This is a genomic window from Pseudoalteromonas sp. R3, assembly GCF_004014715.1.
Taxonomy (GTDB): domain Bacteria; phylum Pseudomonadota; class Gammaproteobacteria; order Enterobacterales; family Alteromonadaceae; genus Pseudoalteromonas.
In genome coordinates, this window is record NZ_CP034835.1 from 4,164,786 (window position 1) to 4,189,993 (window position 25,208).

The 25,208-nt window shown below is 53.1% G+C and carries 8 protein-coding genes; all 8 read right to left on the reverse strand.

Annotation, left to right across the window (positions count from 1 at the left end; genetic code table 11):
• Window positions 1–42 precede the first annotated feature (42 nt).
• The 8 genes from ELR70_RS23395 to ELR70_RS23430 all read right to left on the reverse strand — a co-directional run bounded on the left by ELR70_RS23395 (window position 43) and on the right by ELR70_RS23430 (window position 25,132).
• Window positions 43–3,522 (reverse strand): non-ribosomal peptide synthetase, encoded by a 3,480-nt coding sequence (locus ELR70_RS23395; RefSeq protein ID WP_128064736.1) that lies wholly within the window; start codon window positions 3,520–3,522, stop codon window positions 43–45.
• Window positions 3,435–11,783, reverse strand: coding sequence for a non-ribosomal peptide synthetase (locus ELR70_RS23400; protein WP_128064737.1), 8,349 nt, complete (start codon window positions 11,781–11,783; stop codon window positions 3,435–3,437). Before ELR70_RS23400 ends, ELR70_RS23395 begins: the two co-directional genes overlap by 88 nt.
• A complete protein-coding gene (locus ELR70_RS23405) occupies window positions 11,780–14,929 on the reverse strand; it encodes an amino acid adenylation domain-containing protein (protein WP_128064738.1) in 3,150 nt (1,049 codons plus the stop codon). The genes ELR70_RS23400 and ELR70_RS23405 overlap by 4 nt, the downstream gene beginning before the upstream one ends.
• Before the next feature lie 112 nt (window positions 14,930–15,041).
• A complete protein-coding gene (locus ELR70_RS23410) occupies window positions 15,042–19,454 on the reverse strand; it encodes a non-ribosomal peptide synthetase (RefSeq protein WP_128064739.1) in 4,413 nt (1,470 codons plus the stop codon).
• Window positions 19,455–19,627: 173 nt separating this feature from the next.
• Entirely contained in the window at window positions 19,628–21,772 is a 2,145-nt protein-coding gene (locus tag ELR70_RS23415) for a TonB-dependent receptor (RefSeq protein WP_054014956.1), read from the reverse strand.
• A gap of 126 nt (window positions 21,773–21,898) precedes the next feature.
• Complete coding sequence (locus ELR70_RS23420) at window positions 21,899–22,366, reverse strand: GNAT family N-acetyltransferase (RefSeq protein WP_054014957.1); 468 nt, start codon at window positions 22,364–22,366, stop codon at window positions 21,899–21,901.
• A 174-nt stretch (window positions 22,367–22,540) separates the two neighbouring features.
• Window positions 22,541–23,941, reverse strand: a complete 1,401-nt coding sequence (locus ELR70_RS23425) for a hypothetical protein (protein WP_054014958.1) — start codon at window positions 23,939–23,941, stop codon at window positions 22,541–22,543.
• Window positions 23,942–24,262: 321 nt separating this feature from the next.
• Window positions 24,263–25,132, reverse strand: coding sequence for a formyltransferase family protein (locus ELR70_RS23430; RefSeq protein ID WP_128064740.1), 870 nt, complete (start codon window positions 25,130–25,132; stop codon window positions 24,263–24,265).
• Window positions 25,133–25,208 lie beyond the last annotated feature (76 nt).

A 25,208-nucleotide genomic window follows, 5' to 3' on the forward strand; every position in this document is an offset into this window, starting at 1 on the left:
CCGTGCATTCGCACGGCTTTTTTACCTTCGACTCTGACGTGCTTAATCAGTGCACAGCAAACTGTCGTAAACAGAGGTGAGTACCTCTTCGGCAGCAATGATCTGACGATGATCATAATCCAGATGCGTCACATCAAACTCAGCGTCCAGCTCTGCAAGATAGGCATCCATCGCTGCCTGATCTGCCTGATTTGACCACCAGGCATGCGCTTTTGCCGAGGCTTCCTGAGCATACTGCTGCGGCGCTCTGGCCAGGCGTTGCAGTTCATAACCCGCCGCCAGTAAAGCCGTTAATTCCGCTTCAGGCAGCTGACTGAGCGTATGCTCAAAGAGGTCAGCAAATTGCGCCTGATGCGTGATCAGCCACTGAGCCAGAGTGGCTGGGTCCCGGACAGTATCATCCAGCCCCTGCTGCAATTGCGTCACTAGAGCGTGATGCAATGCACTGTCAGGTGCCAGACTGTAGCCGCCGATCCACGACAACGCCCAGCTACGCCAGTCCAGGCTGGTTTGGGCCGCTTCACCGTGAGGGTTCCAGCTGTCTACCAGATACAGGTGACTCACCGTTCTGCCTCGCGCAGTCAGTGCATTAGCAACCAGTGCCGCCAACGCGCCGCCCAAAGACCAGCCCAGCAGTTTGATGGTGCCATTCGGCTGAGCCTCATCCAGTGCCTTAGCATAATGTTGCGCCAAATCGGTCAGCGTACTGAACTGGGCGAGCTGTTTTGCAGCCGCCACACCGATACAATTAACCTTACCCGCCAGCTTCTCTGCCAGCGGACGATAGGCCACCGTTAAGCCACTGCCTTCATGCAGGCAGAAGAGGTTATCCGCGCCTGTCACGGCATCATTGAGCGGATGCAGAATAAGCTCGCTCTGGTGCGTCATCTCAGCCACCAGGCTCGCCAGATCCGGGGCTTGCCACAACTGTCTGACAGCCAGCGGCAGGGCATTGTGTTGCTGCCACATACTGATCACTTTCAGACCATTGATAGAGTCTCCACCCAGCGCAAAGAAGTTATCAAGACGGCCAACCTGCTCTACACCCAACACGGTTTGCCAGATAGCGGCCATCGCCTGTTCAACTTCCCCCTGGGGTGCCACAAAACTGGCATCACTTTGTAACTCAGCCTTTGGCAGGGCTTTACGGTCAATTTTACCATTGCTGTTTACTGGCAGATCCGTCAACGCCATGATAGCCGCAGGGACCATATAATCAGGCAGGTTCGCCGCCAGGTTGGCTTTCAGCTCGACCTCGTCTGGTACACTCCCATCGTGACCACTCACATAAGCCACCAGGCGTTTACCAGCTGGCGTATCATCTGCAACAACCACTGCCTGACGCACGGTATTGTGCTTACGCAGCAGGGTTTCAATTTCCCCTAATTCAATGCGGAAGCCACGGATCTTCACCTGATGGTCGGTCCGGCCCAGGTATTCCATCAGCCCCTGCTCGTTCCAGCGCACCAAATCACCGGTGCGATACAAGCGGCTGCCATCATCGGCAAATGGGTTCGCCACAAAGCGCTCCGCCGTCAGGTCCGGACGGTTCAGATAACCCCGTGCCAGACCGATTTCTTCGGCCATATACAGCTCACCTATCTGTCCCGGTAACACCCGCTTTAACTGACTGTCCAGCACCCAGGCCTGACGTTGTCCCAGCACTTCACCGATGGGCGCGTACACCGCATCAAACGAGCTGCCCGGCATCGCCTTCCAGGTCAAAGGCGTCACAACTGTCTCGGTCGGACCATATCCATTGATGAAGAAGTCCGGCTTCAGTACTCGCTGCGCCAGTTCAAACGAGGCCTGTGGCATGGCATCCCCGCCAAAACAGTACACTCGCACTGGCGGTGGGTTACCCACCTGCTCAACATAGGCAGACAACTCGCGCAGGAACACGGGCGGGAACACCACGGTCGTAACCCCTTGCTGATGCAGATTCTGATAGGTTTGCTGTAAATCCCACTGCTGCTGTGGACGGATCACCACAGTGCCGCCATGGGTTACCGCAGACAACCAGCGTTCATGGGCGCCGTCGAAACAGAAGGACATAAAGATCAATTCGCGATCTGCCGACGTCAACTCGTAGCGGCGACCAATGCCGCGACAGTGTGCGGCAATTGAACCCCGACTCACTAACACGCCTTTTGGATTGCCCGTTGAGCCTGAGGTGTAGATCACATATGCTCCCTGAGCCGGATACACCTGTGGTTGCTGCCATTGCTGGTTCAACGGAATATCTGCCATTCGATGCAAGCGGGCCTCCCCGGCAATCTCATTAAGACTATGATCGCTGACCAGGATGTGCTGCATCTGACTGTCGTTGATCATGTATGCCAGACGCTCTTTTGGATAACTCAGGTCCATAGGTACATAGACCGCGCCGGCCTTAAGTACCGCAAGGAAAGCCAAAGGTAAGTCGATGCCACGGGTCAGTGCCACCCCAACCCGCTGCTCTGGACCCACCCCCTGCTCACGCAGATAATAGGCCAGCTGGTTAGACTTTTCGTACAGTTCTTTATAGCTGTAACTGTTGCCCTCACAGGTCAGGGCTTCAGCATCAGGTGTTTGCTCGGCCAGCTGGTTTAACGTCGACACCACATCCTGATACTGGGTTGCGGCCAATTGTGGCGGCTGACCCGTCAGTAAGTAAATCGGCTCAACGGCGCCACTGTGCAACGGCGTGATTGCCTCACCAAAGCCCTGCTGTTGCAGTGCTTGCTGAATATCCAGTGGCATAATATCCAGATCCGACAGGTTCAATGTTGGCTGAGTTACAAAGGCGCTGAGGATCTGCTGTAAGCCCGCCATCAAAGTTGCGATCCGCTGCTCACTGAACAGCTCCTGTGCATAGTCCAGCTTCAGGGTCAGTTCACCGCTAAAGCTCTCGCTGGTATTGAGTACCAGATCGAACTGCGCCTTGGTTTTAGGCAGTTCACTGGGTGCTATAGTCAGTTCCGGCAGATTGACCAACTCATTGTCATCCTGACGCTGGTGACTCATGACCACCTGAAACAGCGGCTGCTGTCCGACGGTACGCTCCAGCGACAAACTGTCCACCAGCTTTTCAAACGGTAAATCCTGATTGGCCTGAGCCTCCTGCAAACGGGTTGCAACTTGCGCCACCACCTGTTGCAAGCTCAGCTCACCACTGAGTGTCGATTGCAGGACCTGAGTATTGGCAAAGAAGCCCACAATATCCTGGCTATGGCTATGTTGACGATTAGAAATCGGCATGCCAACGCGGATCAGAGACTGGCCACTGTAGTGATGTAACAGCACGTGCCATGCCGCCATCAGCACACCAAACAAGGTGCTGTTTTGCGCTTGGGCAAAGCGCTCCAGTGCCTGTTTCAGTGCATCATCCACCACCACCTGCTGTGCGGCGCCATTGTTTTCATACAGATCGCTGCTGCGATCCGTTGGCAGAGTCAGGTGTGGATGTTCATCCCTAACAGCGCCTGCCAGTAAGCAAGCTGACGTTGCTCTTCCCCACCGGCCAGCCAGTTGCGTTGCCACAATGCGTAATCGCGGTACTCTGGCTGGGCTGCGTCAATGTGCAAAGTGTCTCCTGTAACTGCGCTCTGATATGCCGCAACAAAATCACGCACAATCAGCTTCATTGACCAGCCATCCGACACAATGTGGTGCATCACAACGATCAGCTCGTGTCGGGTGCCATGATGTGCAATCACACCAACCCGCAACAAGGGGTCACGGGTCAGATCAAACGGTGTATTAACCAGTTTCGCCTTGAACGCCTGCTGCTCATGTGCACTGGTCGCCGAGCTGCGGGCAATCTCGCAGTCACATTTATCATCCACGTACTGACTGATCTTACCGTCAGCATGCTCAACAAAGCGGGTTCTGAGCACACTGTGCTTACGCAGCACAAAATCAAATGCCTGCTGAAGCGCATCCCAATTCAGAACACCATTGAGGTTGAGGCCACCTGCGATGTGATAAGCATCGCTTTGCGGCGCCAGTTTCCACAAGAACCACTGACGTGCCTGCGCATAGGATAATCCCTGGTAAGCCTGCTCAGGGGCGCTGCGCACAAGTTCAGGTATGCTGCTCTGCGCGGATCCGACCCGTTGCGCCAGACTGTGCAGCTCAGGAGCCGCAAAAATATCGGCCAGAGATAAGTTCATACCGCGCGATTGCGCCTGAGAGATCAGCTTCATACTGCTGATTGAATCTCCGCCCAGCACGAAGAAGTTGTCCAGTCGGCCAACCTGCTCAATGCCTAACAGCGTTTGCCAGATAGACGCCATCGTCTGCTCCACCTCACCTTGTGGCGCTTCGTAGCTAACCTGGCTTTGCTGCTCTACCTTCGGCAGGGCCTTACGGTCAATTTTACCATTGCTGTTCACTGGCAGATCGGCCAGCACCATGATCACCGCCGGCACCATGTAGTCGGGCAATACTGAAGCCAGCTCAGCCTGCAATTCGCCACTGTCTACTGTCACCGCCTCATGGCCACTGACATAGGCAACCAGTCGTTTGCCCGATGGGCCTTCGCCTGCGACCACCACAGCCTCGCGTACACCTTCAAGTGCGTACAACGCCGCTTCAATCTCACCCAGTTCAATACGGAAGCCACGGATTTTCACCTGATGATCGGTACGGCCCAGATATTCCAGCTGCCCTGCACTGTTCCAGCATACTAAGTCGCCACTGCGATACATGCGGCTGCCGTCCGCCACAAAGGGGTCTGCCACAAAGCGCTCAGCACTGAGATCGGCGCGATTCACATAGCCACGAGCCAACCCGACCCCGGCAATGTACAGTTCACCGGCAACCCCCGGCGGACACAAGTTCAACGCTCTGTCGAGCACATAGAGACGGATCCCCGCAATGGGCGCCCCAATTGGCACAGGTAACGCCGCATCGCCATGACAGGTAAAGTGACTGACATCAACCGCCGCTTCCGTTGGACCATAAAGGTTGTACAATCTGGCTTCTGGCAGTTTACTCAACGCCTGTGCCTGGACTTCACTGGGCAGCGCTTCACCACTGCACAGAATGCGACGAATACTGGTCGCCGTGTGGACCTGTTCATGACTAATAAACGCCTGTAACATAGACGGCACAAAGTGCAGGGTCGTCACGCCAAAGGTGTTAATAGTGTCGAGCAGCTGAGTACTGTCTTTGTGTGCACCCGGTTGCGCTATCACTAACTCAGCGCCATACATCAGCGGCCAGAAGAACTCCCACACCGACACATCAAAACCAAACGGCGTTTTTTGCAGCACTTTGTCATCGCCCCCAATCGGATACGCCGACTGCTGCCAGGCAATACGGTTGTATATCGCGCTGTGCTGATTGCCAACCCCTTTCGGTTTACCCGTTGAGCCCGAGGTATAAATCACGTAGGCCAGCTGGGTCGGGGCTATGTGGTGTTGTGGCAGCTGCTGTGGATAATCCTCTAACGGCACACTGCGATAAGGCACACACTGTGCAAGCTGGGACAGGCTCGCCAGTCGCTCTAGTGAATCATCCCCGATAAACAGCGACAAGTCGCTGTGCTCGGCGATATAGGCAATGCGCTCTAACGGCAGTGACGGCTCCAGTGGCACATAGGCTGCACCCGCCTTAACCACCGCCAGAATGCTGACAACCATCTCCAGGCTGCGTTCAAAGACCAGTGCAACTTTGTCTTCTGCACCGATCCCACGGGCATTTAGATAGTGGGCCAGCTGATTCGAGGCACGTTCAAGCTCACCATAGGTCATACTCTGCTGGCCAAATCGCAACGCCACAGCATCGCTGGTGCGGGCACTTTGTTCGCTGATCAGAGTCGTGATCGGACGCTGATATGCATGCGCTGGCGTACCTGTCCCCATCTCTATTAGGGTGCTGAGCTGTTGCTCATCCTGCAATGGCAATAAAGACGCAAGCTGACACTGGTCGCCCTGTGTCATCGCCAGCAGCAAGTCTTTAAACTGAGTGGCCAGCGCACGGACATCGGCTTCAGCCAAAACACTGCCCTGATAATTGAAGCGCAGACGCAACGTCTCTTCCTGAATAAATAACACTGTCAGCGGGAAGTTCGTTTCATCACGATCTTCGAGGATCTCAAAATGCGTCTGGCGCTCACCTTCTTGCATCAGTGCCTGATCGATAGGATAGTTTTCAAATACCAGTAAGGTATCGAACAGACCATCACGACTAAGCTCCAGCGATTGTGCCGCCAGTTTTTGGATTTCATACAGAGGCGTAAATTCGTGCTCACGCACTGCCAGTGCCGTACTTTGTTGCGCCTGCAACCAGTGCGTCAGTGACTGGGCCGGATCTACGCTCGCCACCATAGGGACGGTATTGATAAACATCCCCTGAATGGCCTCGTGACCTGGCAGGTCGTTCGGGCGACCCGCAGTCGTCGCACCAAAGCACACGGTATCTCTGTCAAGATAACGGCTCAGCAACACCGCCCAGGCGCCCTGTACCAAAGTATTCTGGGTGATCCTGTGCTGCTGACAGAAAGCAGTCAGCTGCGCATACTCACGCTCACTGAGCAGTACATCCAGGCCACCGAACTGTCCGCTCTGTGGCTGAACAAAGGCGCGGCTCAGGTAGCTTGGCTCCTCCAGCTCAGCCAGCTGCCCCTGCCAGAATGCCAGATTCTGTGCTTCGTCCTGCGCTGCCAGATACGCAATGTAGTCACCATATTGGCCACGTACCGGAGCAAGTGACTGACCTTCATATGCTGTCAATACTTCGCCCATCATCGCTGAGCGACTCCAGCCGTCGGTCAGAATGTGATGCATGGTCCAGATCAGCGCATGTTGCTGCTCGCCCAGTGTGATCAGAATAACGCGGTTTAATCCGGGCTCAGTGGTCAGGTCGAAACCGCGACGAGATTCATGATGTGCCAGCTCACGTAATCGTGTTTGCTGCTGCTCTGGCGTCAGCGTTTGCCAGTCCAGCTCCTGCCAGTCCAGTACAGCATCGCGATTCACATACTGCAAGGACAGGCCGTCCTGAGTAATAAACCCGGTACGCAGCGCATCGTGACGCTGCACCACCTGTGTCCAGGCGTCTTTAAATCGCGCACTGTCCAGGCGGGTGATCATAAAGCAGCTCTGGCTGATGTAGGCTTCGCTTTGCTCAAACAGGCTGTGGAACAGCATGCCTTCTTGCATGGGTGACAATGGATAAATGGTACTGATCTGATCCAGCGGCAGCGACAGGGCATCGATTTGCGCCTGAGACAAATCAGCCAGCGGCAGATCCGAGGGAGTAAAGGTCGCCGGAGCCTGCTCACAGTGCGCAATCAACTCAGCCAGTGCATCCTCTAAATGTGCAGCCAATGCAGCCACGCTCTGGCGCGCCAGTCTCTCTTTGCCATAACGAATACTCAACTGTAACTGACCCGAGATAACCTGGCCGGTGATCGTCAGCTCACTGTCCATGGCAAACTGCGGATCCAATGCCGTGCCTGTGTGTTCGTCCGCCGGGCGCCAGTTTTGTGTATCCGCTGTGCTGTTATCCAGCTGACCCAGATAGTTAAATTCAATGGCAGCGCCACCCTGAGCGGCCAGCTCAGCCTGCTGTGCTTCACTGCCATAATAGCGGAATGCCCCATACCCTATCCCTTTATTGGGTATGTCGCGCAGCTGTTCTTTGTTGAACTTGATGGTCTGAGCAAGTTGCTCATGGCGCGTCAGTACCACCGGGAAGAGGCTAGTAAACCAGCCAACCGTGCGGCTCAGGTCAACCGTGTCTGTCCAGGCCTCCCGGCCATGTCCTTCAAGGTTAATCTTATGGCTCGCCTGTCCGGTCCAGCGGTACAGTGCATCACTCAGGGCACTGAGCAATAAGTCGTTAACCTGAGTGCGATAGGCCTGACCCGCACGCGTCAGCAAGGCCTCAGTTTGAATCGCATCCAGCGTCACCTCAGCCACCTCTGAGTCTCGATAGTAGCGGCTGCCTGTATCGTTTAGCTCAGGCAAGACACTGTTGACTCCGGCCATACTCTGCCAGTAGGTAAATTCGTTTTCATGCTGTACCGGGTATTGCTGAATTTGTTGTGCCCAGAACTGATAGCTGTGGCTCTTAGTGCCCAGCTCGGCATCAGGTTGTTGCCACAACCGCGTTAAATCTTCCAACAAAATCCGCCATGACACGCCATCGACCGCGAGGTGGTGCACCACCAGTAATAGTCGTGCATTGCCGTCTTCCACCGTCATGTGTACGGCGCGTAACAATGGACCTTCGCTCAGGCTCAGACTTTGCTGAGCCTGCTCCGCCAGCGCTGTGATTTGCGTAGAATGAGTATCCCGATACCAGATGCTTTGCTCGGCCATGTGTGCGTCAAACGCCGCATAGGCCTGCTGCCACTGTCCCGTCTCATTTTGCAGATAACGCAGTCGCAATGCATCATGGCGTTCGAGCAGGGCAGAAATAAGTTGCGTCAACAGCTGCGCCGCCATTGGCTCAGCCAGGTGCAGCATGACCGCCTGGTTCCAGTGAGTACGATTGACCATATCACGCTCGAAGAAGGCATGCTGTATTGGCAGCAAACTCACCGCGCCAGTCACCTCTTGTTGCGGTATGGCATCTTCGCTTAACGGGGTCATCAGAGGGGCCAGATTGGCAACCGTTTGGTGTTCAAAGATCTGCTTGGCGCTCAGAACAAACCCTGCCTGACGCAGTTTAGCGATGATCTGCAGGCTCAGGATCGAGTCGCCACCGAGTGTAAAGAAGTTATCGTCCCTGCCCACCTGCTCAAGTCGCAGTAACTGCTGCCATATCTCAGCAAGCAGCATTTCCTGCGCCCCTTGTGGTGCCTGATAGACTTTATCAGCCTCAGCCTGTGGCGCAGGCAGTGCTTTGCGGTCGACCTTGCCATTATGGGTCAATGGCATCTGTGGCAGTACCATGAGCAGGCTGGGTACCATGTAATCCGGCAGCTGAGCCGCCAGTGACGCGTTCACTTGCTGACTGTCCAGTTCAATGCCCGCAGCCGCGCTGACATACGCGATCAGGCGGGTTGAGCCAGTTCCCTGGTCAGCCACGACCACGGCGTGCTCTACTCCGGGGAAGGCCAGTAGTTTTGCTTCAATTTCGCCGGCTTCAACCCGATAACCGCGGATTTTAAGCTGCTGATCACAACGCCCGACATATTCCAGCTGACCCTGCTGATCCCAGCGTACCAGATCTCCCGTGCGGTACAGACGACTGCCATCGTTGTCGAACGGATTCGCGATAAAACGCTCTGCTGTGAGTCCAGGTTGTTCAAGATAGCCCCGCGCCATTTCAGCACCGCTGATATAAAGTTCACCCGTCATGCCATACGGCAGTAATTGCAGGCTTTCATCAAGAATATAAAGTGCGCGACCACCGATTGGCTGACCAATGGGCACATAGTTACTGCCAAGTGCAGCACCTTGTTGCTGCGTCCAGGCCAGCGGTGTGATCACCGTCTCCGATGGACCATAGGCATTGATAAAGCGAGTGTCTGGCGCATGCTCTAAGAGGCTGGCACAGTGCTGTGCAGACCAGGCTTCCCCGCCGACAATACATAAGCGAAGCGGTGCAGGCAGAGACTTAAATTGCTGCAAATACGCCGGTGTAAAGCCCATAACGGAAAGTTGCTTGTCCCTTGCAAACTGCTCAAGCTCGGGTTGAGACAGCAGCTTGAACTCATCCAGCACCACACATGCCCCAGCCAGCAACGGCCCCCATAACTGCTCAATTGAGGCATCGAAGCCAAAGGAAACAGATATCGCACAGCGGTCCTGTGCCTGATATTGATAAAGCGACTGTACGGCGTTGCAGTGACCCTGCAAGGCCTGATGACTAACTGCCACTCCCTTAGGAGTCCCGGTGGAGCCAGACGTATAAATCACATAAGCCAGTTGTTGAGGGTGGATAAGCGGCGCTGCTCGCTTGAGCTCGTCATTGGCACACAACTCAGGGCGATACCGGATCAGCGTTTGCGCTTCGCTCTGATAGTCAGTATTCACAGTGACCACCCACTGACACTGCGCTGTAATAGTCGCGACACGGGCAGCAGGTAGCTCGGCATCAACGGGCACATAACAGGCGCCACTTTGCAAAATAGCCAGGAAACTCACCACGGTATCAATATCACGTCTGAACACCACCGCTACTTTGTCTTCGCTGCGAACGCCCTGCTCGATGAGGTAGTGTGCGAACTGCTGGGCACGTGCCTCCAGCTGTGCATAGCTCAGCGTCTGGTCAGCCAGGCTCAGTGCCACGGCATCCGGCGTTAATGTCGCCTGGCGCTGCAGTTGGGTAACCAGATTGTCAGCTTGATCGGCACCGGCCAGATAAGGAGTATGCTCAGGCAGCAACCTTTGTTGCTCAGAATGTGGCAGCACGTTGAGGGTGCCTACAGGCTGAGTCAGATCGCGCTGCATCGCAGTCAGGATAGTTGTCAGGCCATAAAACAATGCCTCAGCACGCTGAGCGCTGAATTTCGCGCTGACATAGTCCAGTGACAAGGTCAGTGAGCCGTCTTCGCGCTCCAAAGAGTTCAATACCAGATCAAACTGCGCAACCTGGGTATCAGCCTGGCCCTCCTGAGCTTGCAGACCGCCGAACTCAGTCAGGGCGTTTTCTTCCACGCGTTGATGGTTATACAACACCTGGAACAACGGGGATGCTGCCAGGTTGCGTTCCAGATCCAAGCTATCCAGCAACTTTTCGAACGGCAGATCCTGGTTGGCCTGAGCACCACGCAGCGCCTGATTTATGCGAAGCAAGACACGCTCCAGTGAATCACTGCCTTGGATCTGACTGTTGATCACCTGAGTATTAACAAAGAAACCGACCATGGCCTGAGTGCCGCTATGATGACGGTTGGCCACCGGCATGCCTACCCTGATCTCGCGCTGGCCACTGTACTTGTGTAATAAGATCTGCCATGCGCTCATGAGCAGGCTAAACAGTGTGACACCTTGTGTCGATGCCAACGCCTGCAATGTTTTGGTCTGCTCCTGGCTCAAGTCATGAGTGAGGGTGTTGCTGTGAAGCTGAATATCATCCCCCTCCAGATCGCTGGGCAAAGCAAGCGTTGGATGCTCATCCCCCAACTGGGCCTGCCAGTAGGCCAGTTGCTGCTGCTCTGCACCATCGGCCAGGTAATCACGCTGCCACTTAGCAAAATCACTATACCGTAAGGCGTCTGCTGCCACATCCAGTGTTTCACCGTTGCGGGCCGCTTCATAACCACGCACAAAGTCCGCAACAATCAGCTTCAATGACCATCCATCGGAGACAATATGATGCATGACCACCACCAGCTCATGCTGCTGTGGTGCATCACAGATCACACCGACCCGGACCAACGGTCCCTGGGTTAAATCAAATGGTGTGGTGATCAGTGTCTGTTTAAAGTCACTGCGTTGTGCCTGTGTTGCACCAAGCTCCAGGTAAGCGATCTGACAAGGGCTGGCTTGCAGCGTCTGTGTCGAGACGGTGCCTTGCTGATCTTCAACAAATACCGTGCGCAGCGCAGCATGCTTGTTCACCAGGTGATCAAAAGCCGACTGCAATGCGCTGCGGTCCAGCTCGCCGGTTAAGTGCAATGCGCTGGGTAAGTGATAAGCGATGCTCTGCGGGTCAAGCTTCCACAGGAACCATTGGCGCTCCTGCGCATAAGACAGGCCACGATACTCGCTTTGCTGACGCGGGATCTCTGCTATCGCACTGCCCGTATTGAGGCTGGCAACCAACGCCTGAAGTGTCTCGGCACCAAAGAGTGTCTGAATGTCGAGGGCAATCTCCTTGTGTTTGGCTTGGGCAATCACACGCAGGCTGCTGATAGAATCCCCCCCAGTGCGAAGAAGTTGTCCAAACGACCAACCCGCTCAACACCCAGCACATCCTGCCAGATGGCAGCCATCGTTTGCTCAATGTCACCCTCTGGCGCCACATAGCTGACATCGCTTTGCAGCTCAGCTTTGGGTAAGGCTTTGCGGTCTATTTTACCATTGCTGTTCACCGGCAGATCCGGCAACGCCATGATCACTGCAGGTACCATATAATCCGGCAGGTTCGCCGCCAGCATGGCCTTTAATTCTGCTTCGTCAGGCAATGCATCATCATGTCCGCTGACATACGCCACCAGACGTTTTCCTGCTGGTGTATCGTCGGCAACAACCACCGCCTGACGCACTGTGTCTTGTTTACGCAATAAGGTTTCAATTTCACCCAGTTCGATGCGGAAACCACGGATCTTAACCTGGTGGTCAGTCCGGCCCAGATATTCCATCAGGCCTTGTTCATTCCAGCGCACCAAATCACCGGTGCGATATAAGCGGCTGCCATCATTGGCGAACGGGTTAGCCACAAAGCGCTCGGCAGTGAGATCAGGCCGGTTCAGGTAGCCCCGTGCAAGACCTATCTCTTGTGCCATATATAGCTCACCGATCTGTCCAGGTAACACCAGGTTAAGTTGGCTATCCAACACCCAGGCCTGACGCTGCCCCAACACTTCACCAATGGGCGCGTAAACCGCCTCAAATGAACTGCCAGGCATGGCCTTCCAGGTCAGTGGCGTGACCACAGTTTCTGTCGGACCATAACCGTTGATGAAGAAACTGGGTTTGAGCACGCGCTGCGCCAGCTCAAAGGATGCCTGAGGCATCGCGTCACCACCAAAGCAGTAAACCCGCACCGGCGGCGGATTACCTACCTGCTCCACATATGCCGACAGTTCACGCAAAAATACCGGTGGAAATACCACTGTGGTTACGCCTTGCTTATGCAGGTTTTGATAGGTTTCCTGCAGATCCCATTGACGCTCAGGACGGATCACCACCGTGCCGCCATGGGTTACTGCTGACAGCCAGCGCTCATGGGCACCATCGAAACAAAAAGACATGAAGATCATTTCGCGATCCGCGGCGCTCAGCTCATACCGACGCCCAATGCCCCGGCAGTGCGCTGCAATTGAGCCACGGCTGACCAGGACGCCTTTGGGGTTACCTGTCGAACCCGAAGTATAAATGACATACGCCCCCTGCATTGGGTATACCTGAGGCTGCTGCCACTGCTCGGTTAGTACAATATCCGCCAGACAATGCAAAGTTGCCTCACCGGCAATCTCATCCAGACTGTTGTCACTGACCAGAATATGCGCCATCTGACTGTCGTTGATCATATACGCCAGACGTTCCTGCGGATAGCTCAAGTCCATTGGCACATAAACCGCACCAGCCTTAAGTACCGCCAGGAAAGCCAGTGGCAAATCGATCCCCCGTTGCAGCGCTACCCCAACGCGCTGCTCGGGCACAACCCCTTGCTCACGCAGGTAGAAGGCCAGCTGGTTTGATTTCTCGAACAATTCTTTGAATGTATAGCTGTGACCCTCGCATGTCAGGGCCTGTGCATCCGGTGTTTGCTCGGCCAGCTGGTTCAGCGTCGACACCACATCCTGATATTGCGTGGCCGCCAACTGCGGCAGTTGACCCCCCGGGATATAGATGGGCTCCACTGCACCCGAGTGCAGTGGCGTGATGGATTCACCAAAGCCCAGCTTTTGCAGTGTCCGCTGCTGTGATTCATTGATCAGCGTAAGCGCCGACAAACGGCTTTGCGGTGACGCTATGATATTCAGCAGCAGGCGTCTGAATTGCTCTGCCAGTGCCTGAACATCGGCGCCGGCAAGCTCACTGCCCTGATAACTGAAATGTAACCGCAGCGTCTCTTCCTGAATAAAGCTCACCGTAAGCGGGAAGTTGGTTTCTTCTTTGGCCTCACCGACAGTAAATTTGGTCTGTTGTTCAGCACGGGTTTCAAGTGCTTCCGCAAGCGGATAGTTTTCAAACACCAGTAGGGTATCGAACAAGCCGTGCTTGTCCATTGCCAGATGTGTCGCCTGCTTTTGAATATCGTATAAAGGCGTAAATTCGTGTTCCCGACCGGCCAGGTTGGCCGATTGCAGCGCCTGCAGCCAGTGACTCAAAGACAACTCAGGGCGCACTTCAACCATGACCGGCATAGTGTTGATGAACATCCCCTGGATCCGCTCTGCCCCTGCCAAATCGCTCGGACGCCCTGATGTCGTGGCACCAAAGCACACTGCTTCACGACCAAGATGGCGACTCAGCAAGAGTGCCCATACTCCCTGCATCAGGGTGTTTGGCGTCAGGTGCTGGGCTTTGACAAACTCGCCCAGCGCGGCATCTTCTTGCTCCGTTAGCAGTAAATCGAACGCGCTGTAACTGCCCTGCGAAGGCGTGGTAAAGGCCGAACTCAGATAGCACGGCTCCAACAATAAATCGGTTTGCGCCTGCCAGTAAGCCAGATTAGCGGACTGATCTTGTTGCGCCAGATAGGCGATATAGTCACGATATTGGGCCTCTGCCGGAGGCAAATTGTGACCTTCATACAGGCGCAACACTTCTCCCATCAGCGCCGAGCAGCTCCAGCCATCGGTCAGAATATGATGTATGGTCCAGATGAAGACATGACGTTCAGGTGCCAGCTGTACTAATACAAAACGTTGTAAGCCTGGCGTGCCATCGAGCTCAAAGCCCTGGCTACGCTGTTGCTGAGCCAGCTCATGCAATTTCAGCTGTTGCTCATCTGCACTCAGGTGCTGCCAGTCCAGTGTCTGCCACTGAGCAGCCAGGGTTTTAACAACAAACTGCAGCGGTTGTGGATCCAGACTTAAGAAGCCACTGCGCAGTACATCATGACGATCTATCACCGTCTGCCATGCGGCTTTGAAGCGCGTAGCATCGAGCCCGGTGATGTCCAGACTGGTCTGGTTGATATAGGCTTCGCCCGGCTCGTAAAGACTGTGAAACAGCATGCCCTGCTGCATCGGCGACAGCGGATACAGGTCCTGCAACTCAGCACCGTTAATCGCTAAGGTATCCAGTTGCGACTGGCTCAGTGCGGCCAGTGGCACATCACTGGGGTGAGGCAGCCCGCCACCTCTGTACAATGGCCGATCACAGCAATTAAGGCCGCCTCCAGATGCCTGGCAAAGGCCGTCATTGTCACGTCGCTGAGTCGCTGTGCACCATAGCTAATCACCAGTTGCAGGCGGCCATCACTCACCTGACCATTGATACTGATCTCACTGTGTGGCTCAAAGTCCGGGCTGAAAGCGGCACCGCTGTGCTCACTGGCCAGACGCCAGGGGCCTCTGACTGAGTCAGTGTATTATCCAGCTGACCAAGATAGTTAAACTCAATTTGTCCCAGAGGTTGGGCTGCCAGACAGGACTGGGCTTGCTCATCACCATAGTATTTCAGTGCCCCATAGCCAATGCCTTTGTTTGGCACGGTTCTGAGCTGCTCCTTGTTATGTTTCAGGGTGTCGCTCAGGGTGGCGTGGCGGGTCAGCTGAACCGGATACAAGCTGGTGAACCAGCCTACCGTGCGACTTAAATCTGTGTCCAGATCCCAGGGTTCACGGCCATGTCCTTCCAGGTTGATCAAACACTCAGCCTGTCCGCTCCATTGATACAAGGCTTCGCTCAGCGCGCTCAGTAATAACTCATTGACCTGAGTCCGGTAGCTTTTACCAGCGTCGTGCAGCAAGGTCTGAGTTTGCTGTGTATCCAGTGTGACCTGCACACTGGCACTGTGGGCAAGCTTCCGGCTGCCCTCATGGTTGAAGTCAGGCAAAGTCAACTCGGGAGCCTGCTGCTGTTGCCAGTAGCTCAGTTCATCACTGTGAGTATGTGCATAACCACTGAGCTGTTGTGCCCAGTACTGATAGCTGTGGCTCTTGCTGGCAAGCGACGGGCTAACTTGCTGTTGTAACTGGCCATAAACCCGCGCTAAGTCGTCGAGCAAAATACGCCATGACACGCCATCCACCACCAGGTGATGGATCACCAGCAGCAAACGGGCACTGCCATCGTCCAGCGTCATATGCACCAGCCGGGTCACCTCAGCTTCGGTAATATTCAGGCTACGCTGTGCTTCTTCGGCAAGCGCCGTTATTTGAGTCGCCTCAATACGACGCGACCAACAGCTGGCAGCAGCCTGCGTGGCATCAAATTCCGTATAGTGCTGCTGCCACTGCTGCGACGCATCTTTAACAAAGCGCAGACGCAATGCATCATGGTGTGCGATTAATGCAGACCAGGCCTGCTGGATCAGAGCCTCGTCCAGCGGAGTGTCCAGTGTCAGTAACAGCGCCTGATTGTAATGGTTTTTGTTGTCCAGCTTGGTGGTCAGGAACTGTTTTTGAATCGGTAACAGATCCACCTCACCTTCCACCTGCTGAGCTATCGCCTCAGCCTGGCTCAGTTCGCTTAACTGAGGCGCCAAACGGGCAATGCTATGCAGTTCAAAAATCTGTTTTGGTGTCACCACATAGCCGTGTTTACGCAATCCGGTAACAATCTGCAAACTCAGGATAGAATCGCCACCGAGTTCGAAGAAGTTATCCAGTCGGCCAATTTTCGGCTGGCCCAACACGTGTTGCCAGACACTTGCCAGCGCCTCTTCCCGCGCACCTTGTGGCGCTTCAAATGGCACCGAAGAAATGTTGCTTACCTTTGGCAGGGCTTTACGGTCAATTTTACCGTTACTGCTTAACGGCAGCGTTTCCAGCACCACTATCACCGCTGGCACCATATATTCAGGCAGGGCTTCAGCCAGTGATGCTTTTAGTTGTTCGCTATCCAGAGTCTGCTCAGCGACGGCTGAAACATACGCAACCAGGCGTGTCGAAGCGCCGCTGTCGTCGGCCACAACAACCGCTTCGCGTACCCCAGATGCTGCATACAACGCAGCTTCAATTTCACCTAATTCTATCCGGAAGCCACGGATCTTAACCTGATGGTCGATACGACCGAGATAATCCAGCTGACCCTGAGCATTCCAGCTTACCAAATCACCACTGCGATACATGCGGCTGCCATCCGCCGCAATGGGGTCGGCAACAAACCGCTCGGCGCTCAAATCAGGGCGACTCACATAACCGCGTGCCAGACCTGCACCCGCAATATAGAGTTCTCCGGCAATGCCTTGCGGACAGAGGTTCAAAGCGCGATCCAACACATATAACCGGATCCCCGCAATCGGTGCACCAATTGGCACTGGCAGATCAGCACGACCATGGCAGGTGAAGTGACTGACATCCACAGCCGCTTCTGTCGGGCCATACAGATTGTAAATTGCAATGCCTGGTAACTTACGCATTGCCTGCGCCTGTACTTCGCTAGGCAACGCTTCACCACTACATAAGATCTGTCGAATGCTGGTGGCCGTAGCAACGGCTTCATGACCTAAAAACGCCTGTAACATTGACGGTACAAAGTGCAGTGTTGTCACGCCAAAGTGATTGATCGTGTCGATCAGTTGCGCACTGTCTTTGTGTGCACCAGGCGGGGCCACTATCAGCTCAGCACCATACATTAGTGGCCAGAAGAATTCCCACACCGAAACATCAAAGCCAAACGGGGTTTTTTGCAATACTTTGTCACCGGCATCAATGGGATAAGCCGACTGTTGCCAGGCAATGCGGTTGTATATAGCACTGTGCTGGTTACCGACGCCTTTGGGCTTGCCGGTGGACCCTGACGTGTAAATCACATAAGCCAGTTGGGTTGCCGGGATCTCATGCGTCGGCAAACTATGCGGATAGTGCTCAAGTGCCAGTGTCGAAAGTTCAACACGGGGCGCCAGATCTGCCAGGCTGTCCAAGCGTGTCAGTGAATGGTCACCCAAGAACAGGCTCAGGCCACTGCTATTGGCGATGTAAGCAATGCGATCCGCCGGTAAAGAAGGCTCCAGTGGCACATAGGCTGCCCCCGCCTTCACCACCGCCAGAATACTGACCACCATCTCGATGCTGCGCTCGAACACCAGCGCCACCTTGTCTTCCGCGCCAATACCTTGCGCGTTCAGATAATGCGCCAGTTGGTTTGTACGCTGCTCCAGCTCCCGATAAGTGAGGCTGTGCGACGCAAAACGCACTGCAATCGCATCTGGTGTGCTGGCACTTTGCTGGCTGATCAGGGTTGTAACGGGCTGTGAATAGTCAAACACCTCAGCACCGGTCCCTGTGGTGATCAGGTCGGATACCTGTTGAGCACTTAGCAGAGGAACATTATTGACCTCAGCACCTGGGTCACTCAGACAGCTATCCAGCATCATCTGCAATTGCGCCAGACAAGCCTGAGCAAACTCAGCATCATACAGCTCACGGGCATAGATAAGGTTTAGACTCGTTCCTTCACTGAGGTCTTCAATCACATCCAGCTGCAGATCAAACGGCATACCGAAACGGTACATTTCGGTGTCCAACAACGAAACTGACTCCAGCTGGCTTAGGTTGCGCTTATCTCGACGCAGGTAGTTAAACATCACCTGAAAGATAGGGTGAACGCCGCTTTGGCGCGCCGGCTTGAGTGCGTTCACCAGCTGCTCAAATGGTAAATCCTGATTGTTCTGTGCCAGTCGGCTCATTGCCGTGTTTTTTTCTAATAACTGTACAAAACTGTCGGTATCTTCAAGCTGCAGCGGCATCACCTGAGTGTTAACGAAAAAGCCGACAAGATTCTGAGTTTCGCTGCGATGACGATTGGCAATCGGCACCCCGACACGAATATTCTGGCTGTCACTGAGGCGCGCCAGCAGAGCCTGCCAGGCCGTTAATAAGACTAAATAGGGCGTAACCTGATACTGACTGGCAAGCGCGCCAATGCGCTGCCACAGCGCCGCTGGCAATGTCTGTGTCTGCGTTGCAACCTGATAATTGAGGTCGTGTCTGTGCTGATTTTTGGCCGGCAAACGCAAGGTCTCTTCACAGTCTGTCAGCTGCTGCCGCCATACCGTCAACTGGGTATCATAGTGTGGCTGATGGTCCTGCTCATTGTCCCATTTCGCAAACTCCAGATAGCCCGACGCTGGCGAGGCAATCTCTTTGCCAGCATAAAGTGCAATAAACTCATCTAACAACTGTTGCATTGACGTGCCGTCGGTGATGATATGATGCAAGGTCATGATCAGGCTGGTTCGCCCCTCGCAGCGGGCAATGGCAATACGCAATAAGGGCTCACTGCACAGCGCAAATGGTTGCTCAACGAAACGACGAATACTTGCCTGATCGCTAAGATGCGCAAGTTCCAGCTCATGAACTGGCAAAGACTGATATCCGCCATCGCACTGCCAGACCTGCTCTTGTTCCTCAACGAACTGGATCCGCAACCCGGAGTGTTTTGCCAGCAAGGTCTCAAATGCCTGCCTGACCTGAGCGGTGTTTAATTCACCCTGAAAATGCAGTGCCCCGGCCAAATTGTAGGAGACATCCTGCGGGTCCAGCTTCCAGGCATACCAGAGGATCTTTTGTGCGGGTGTCAGCGGCACTCGCTCACCTGCTGTCAACTCAACCTGGAGCTGGCCGGCATTGCTCTGGGCCTGGTCAATACGTGCTTTTAAGCGTTGTTGGTCTTCGGTTGATAGGGAGGAGATAGCGCGATTTCTTCTGGTACGTCTTTGCTGTGACATTCTGGCTCCACTGCAGTCAGTTTGATTCTGATTTCAAAATATGACTGCTAGACGAATGAACACGGCAAAAATCCAGCTTAGCGGGTAAAAAATGTGACTTTGAGCTAGGTACCTGAGTGGGCTGTACAGGGAGAGAAAAATGCCCGCTTACGCGGGCATGATAGGTTTACGAATTAAAAGGTATAGCTGAACGAGATACCCATGCTTCTTGGGTCCGTGTAGTCACCGTAGATAAATACGTCTGAGCCGGTTACCCGACCTGCACTGATCAAGCTGTCATGATCGAAGGCATTATTTACATAAGCATCGATACGCCAGTTTTCCTCAACATAGGCGGCAGAGAAATGAAACTCGGCGTAGTCGCCTGCCAGGTGCTCAGCTTTTTCACCCAGCTTGCTGTAATACTCACCCACATAGTTGCTACGCGCCGTTAGTTGGAACTTATCTGTGGCCCAGAATTCCAGCCCTAATCCAGCCGTGATATCGGCCGCCATTGGCAGCGCTTTGTCACGTACTGTTGGGTTTTCAGCATTCGCTTCGTCAACCGTGCTGTCCATCCAGCCAAAGCTTGCTGACAAGGTCAGATCTGGGTTGATGGCATAGCGTGCTTCAGTTTCAAAGCCGGCGCTTTTTACTTTCGCCAGGTTAATAATGCTAAAGTCATTCGGGTTACCCGTTGGGCCGGTACCGTAATACTGGTAATCCTCGAAGTCATTGTAAAACACGTTTACCGCGAAGTTTAAATCACCGTCCATAAGCGTAGAGCGCAAGCCGACTTCGAAAGTATCGACATACTCTGGCTCAAAAGTGTAATTGCTCATGCTAAACCAGTGGAAGTCACCGCCGCCCGAGCTGTACCCTTTGCGGAAGCTGGCGTTGACTGTGATGTTATCGTTTAAATCGTGCAGATAGGCCAGTTTTGGCAGGTAAATGCGATTATCAACATCGGTGACAAATTCAATATTAGGCATACCAAATCGCTTCGCCATTTCAGCGCCATCGAAGAATCGATACTGCTCTTCATCCTCGATTCGACCACCAAGGACCACACGGCCCTGATTGCTCACCTTGATGGTTGCCTCACCATAGATTGCCTGGTTTTCACTGTCATCAGTCCCTTTGTAGTAACCTTCACGGAAGAAAGTCTGGTCGCGATCATTCATGTACAAACCCAGATAACCACTGACAGTCTCATTACCCGCAAAGCTCACCTTCGCATCATAGGTTTTGCCACTGTCATTCATGATGACATACCAGGGCTCAGGATACTGTCTGAACTCATAACGGTAGTCGGTATCTGACAACATGATTTCAAGGTTAATCGCATCATTTATCTCATAGCGGGTGCGTAACGACCAACGGTCATATTCTGTGTCTTTATCACGCGCATACGAGCCTGCGACTGGACCCGCGGGTGTTGGTACCACCTGATAAGACACAACACGGTCTGATAACTGCGGACCAATTTTGGTATTTTCCGGATCATTGCCATTTAATACCGGTCCCTGGAAGCCCCAATGACGCTCACCGGTTTCTTCACTGCGCGAATAATGCAGCAGCATATCCAGACCACTGAGTGCAGCGGGTTGCCATTTTAGCTTGATGTCCATGCGGGTATCTTCAAGCTCTTTTGGATTAAATGGATACACCACCAGAGGAGAGGTGCCTTTATAATCCATGTACGACTCACCTTCGTTACGCTGAACGGTGGCGCGCAGTGCAAGCTGATCTTCCAGCAGTGGCACAGAGACCATACCCGACAGTTCCGTGTTTTCGTTCAGGTCTGAATAGCCAATACGGGTTGCGGCTTCAAAGTCAGTCAGTGAGGGCTCTTTGGTCTTGATGTAAACAATACCACCGATGCTGTTGCGGCCACTGTTTGACGATTGTGGACCACGCAGTACTTCGATTTGCTCAACGTCCCACAGGCCAAAATCACCGCTTAGCTTGGCAACAAACGGGTCTGAAACACCGTCACGCATAACAGATACACGTGGCTTAGCGCCTGATGAAAAAGAACTAAAGCCTTGCGATACACCTTCACCTTGCAAGCCACGGATCGTCGGCAAGCTATCCGTAAATACAACGTTTGCAATACCTGATAAGGCATCCAGCAAGGAGTTAACCTGACCACTTTTCAGTTGCTCTTGATCAATAACGGCAATGGATGACGTGGTGTCTTTTAGTGAACGTTGGGTGTTTTCACCATACACGACTATCTGTTCAATCGACTTCAGGTCTTCTTTACTATCGTCTGCCATAACGGCATTGGAAACGGCGAGTGCGAGCGGTAGTAAGCTGTATTTGAGTGGGTTCATTGTTTCATCCTAGTTGTATTTATGACACCCAGACGAACTCCCCCCGCACAAATTTAGTACGAATTATAATAATTATCAAAAAGATAACTTAAGCTGTATTTGTTGGTAAATTTGCTACTCAACTGTTTACTTTTGAGGCACGGGTTGGTGCAATTTCATCTCCAGTAAACAAGGTGTGAATCCCGCTTTTTCATAAGCACGAATAGCGGCTACATTGTCGCTATATACGTCTAAATAAAAATCACATACTGACTGCTGATTACACCAATCCATCAGCTTTGTCATGATCTGCTGATTGAGCCCTTTGCCACGATGCTGGGGGTGCACGTACATAAAGCCCAGATAGCCATGTTGTGCATGGTCAAGTTGCGCCTTGGACTGGCGGATTTGGGCATAGCCTGTTGCGATGATGCTTCCATCAATTGTGCCAACAATAAGGTAACTATGCTCATCATTCAGTAGGGCTGGTAAATCATAGTAGTGTGCATTGTCTGCTTTAATGGCAGCGTTGAAAGGACGCTCAGCCTCAATGACGGCTTGTTCCAGTTGTTCAAGGCGTGGAATATCTTCGGGAGTAGCAACTCGTATCTGCATCAAAGTACCTGTTGGTGTTAATTAAAAATGACGCTCTACTGTCTCACAATCAGGGAACAGGATGCAAAGGTGCGGCACAGCGAGACCGAATCTGAATAAGAAAAAAGCCACCTGGTTTTACCCGAGATGGCTTACTAACACTACAAAAATGGTTAGGCTCGATCTGTACTTCGCTTAGTGGTCGTGATTGTGCCCCTCTTCACTCTTGGCGATGCCAAGCCACACAAGTTTATTCGGTATCACATCCAGTTCGATGGTCTGTACCAGTTCACCTGTCTCCAGATCGTACTTTTTAATTTGTTTCGCTATCGGGTCAGTTACAAACACAGCCTCTTCGGCATAGGAGAGCGCCAGTGAAAAGCTATGATCTTTAGGCATATCTTTTAAATCGGCAGCCGTTACCACCACTTCATGCGCCACTTCCCAATGATGTTCACCCTGGTGTTCACTGCTTTGTTCTGCTTCATGCTCGTGCCCTGACAGAATGCTCAGCTTACCCGCACTGTCGAGTGTCACTATATGCTCACCATCATGGCTAAAGCCAAAATAGCTCAGGCGATGATTATCAGTGACCTGCCACTCCAGCGCTTCCAGCTCCCCATCTTCGGGGTGCACCATAAACAACTGATTGCTCGCGCTTGCGATGAACTGCTCCTGCGCGTGATGTCCTTTTAATGCGCCAACACGCATACCCTCTGTGAAGCTGCCTGGATTAGCCACTTTAGCAGCACTAAACGACTCACCCTGTTGCGTGATAATGGCAACACCATCACCACACCCAAATGCAATGGTGGTGTCGTTTTGCGCACTGCCGTGCAGCGCAGGACAAGTCACATCAAACACCTTATCCTGATCGAAATGGTCATCATGTGCATGGTATAAAGCAATTTGTGACGGCAAGGTCGAATCGCTCTCGCTATCACGTAACGTGCTGATCAGATACTCGCCTCTTGCCTGAGCTGCACCATGCATGTGCGTGCTGTAATTCAGCTTAACAACTTGGCTGCGCTCACCGCTGATCTGCGCTTCGCCAAACATAGCGACAGATGCTGTTTTCTGAGTGTCTGCATCGCCATCAGAGAAGACGGCAATCCCGCCTTCATTCACAGTAACATGAGTCGGCTTAGTTGATGTCAGCTGCAAAGACACATTACCAGGAGCGTCTTCATGATTGTGAAAATGGTCACCATGGGCTTCTTTGTAGAGGCCGCTGTCAACAAACTCCACTATGCCCTGTTCACGCTGGACCAAAATAGCATAGCGATGATTTTCAGACCCATAGGCATATTGTGGCGCATACGTCAGGCCCACAGATCCGATCAGGCTTTGCTCTGCTGCTGAGTAAATATTGACAACGTTGCTCTCGCTACTGGTGACCAGCAAGCGACCCGCGACATCTTTGATTTCTTCGTCATGGTCGTGCGTCTCCTCACCCGCTTTATTTTCGCCTTCCGTTACCGATTCATCAGAAGACACTGCCTGTTGCGTTTTAGATACCTGATGGTCTGTACCACCACATGCCGACAACAAGATTGCAGATACGGCTGCAGCCAATACTTTTGCTCTGAAAATCATCAATACTACTCTATGGTTAATACGTTATACTGTAACAATACGGGGATGTTATAATATCACAAAACCAAACGCAAGAGCCGAACTCTGTAAAGTGTGTTTTTCAGACAAATTTCAGGGAGAGGAAAGGTAACGGGCAATACCCCACTACCTTGTTATACCAATTTGTTTAATTAAGTGTTCTATTTTGAGGCGAGAAAATAGGGTCGATAACGAGGCAAAAATTTTGCTATTCAGTTGTTCTAAATGAGAAATTTTTAACACCGTTAGCGTCATATTTGCTCCTTCAAATTGAACAGGTATTAAGTGAAATTGGTATTATTATCATGCAGGCTCGGCGTCAACTGCTACAGGCTTGGGTAAGCGTTGTTCTGCCAGCAACTTCAGGCCGTTGATCATGGCGGGGAATAGGCTCTGCTGGAAGTTGTTCCAGCGCATCTCGATAATAGTGTCGTCCGGATTAATGTGGGTATTCATCACATCGGTGATCACCGGCCCTGAATCTATTCCCTGATCAATGTAGTGAAAGGAAGCGCCTGTCTTATCTATCACCGGAACGCTTACGGTTTCTCTCGTCGCCCAATTAGTGACTTTCTGGCCACGTGCCCCGTAAAGCGCATCCAAAGTCGCGGTCGCACCGCGGCGCTGATAAGGTGAATCTGCTCGCGTGATCCCTGGATGAATATTCACTATTTTATTGTGGTATTTGCTGTGCGCACTGGCTAAGTCGTCCAGGATAAGGATGAGCCCATCCAGCAAAACAACATCGGCCTCAAGTGCATCCAGCTGCGCTTCCAGTTGTGCCTCAAACTCTTTTTTGCCAGCCACCCGCTCAGGTGAATTCAGCGGTGTTTTGCGATAGCTCGATGGAATATTCTGCAGTAGCTCATCCACTGGCTGCCCCTGAATGTTAAGTGACTCCGGGTAGATCCAGGGACCTTTGGAGGTTCCTCGCTCCAGGCCATAGTCTTGCAGCTTGCGCTGATCAGGTCCATGACTCAGATCATCATCGAAAATTACAGCTTTCAGAGCGTACTGCTTACCCAAAGAGGTTGTATTAAGTTGCTCCACCAGATGCTCAAGCGGAGACATCATGTAGCGCTGCTCCCCTTTGTACTCAACCATACGTCCAGCCTGATCGGCCGCCGCATTGCGTAGCGAGCAGATATATATCAAGTTCAATGTTTTCATCATTTATCCAGATTATTATTTATCTTCGCGCTGTACATCTGCTGCACAGTGCACTTGTAAGACGCTCGCTATCGGTGTT

Coding starts and splice junctions, on each gene's coding strand:
- ELR70_RS23410 (WP_128064739.1), bottom strand. CDS start 19,454: ATGTCACAGCAAAGACGTACCAGAAGAAATCGCGCTATCTCCTCCCTA.
- ELR70_RS23415 (WP_054014956.1), bottom strand. CDS start 21,772: ATGAACCCACTCAAATACAGCTTACTACCGCTCGCACTCGCCGTTTCC.
- ELR70_RS23420 (WP_054014957.1), bottom strand. CDS start 22,366: ATGCAGATACGAGTTGCTACTCCCGAAGATATTCCACGCCTTGAACAA.
- ELR70_RS23425 (WP_054014958.1), bottom strand. CDS start 23,941: ATGATTTTCAGAGCAAAAGTATTGGCTGCAGCCGTATCTGCAATCTTG.
- ELR70_RS23430 (WP_128064740.1), bottom strand. CDS start 25,132: ATGATGAAAACATTGAACTTGATATATATCTGCTCGCTACGCAATGCG.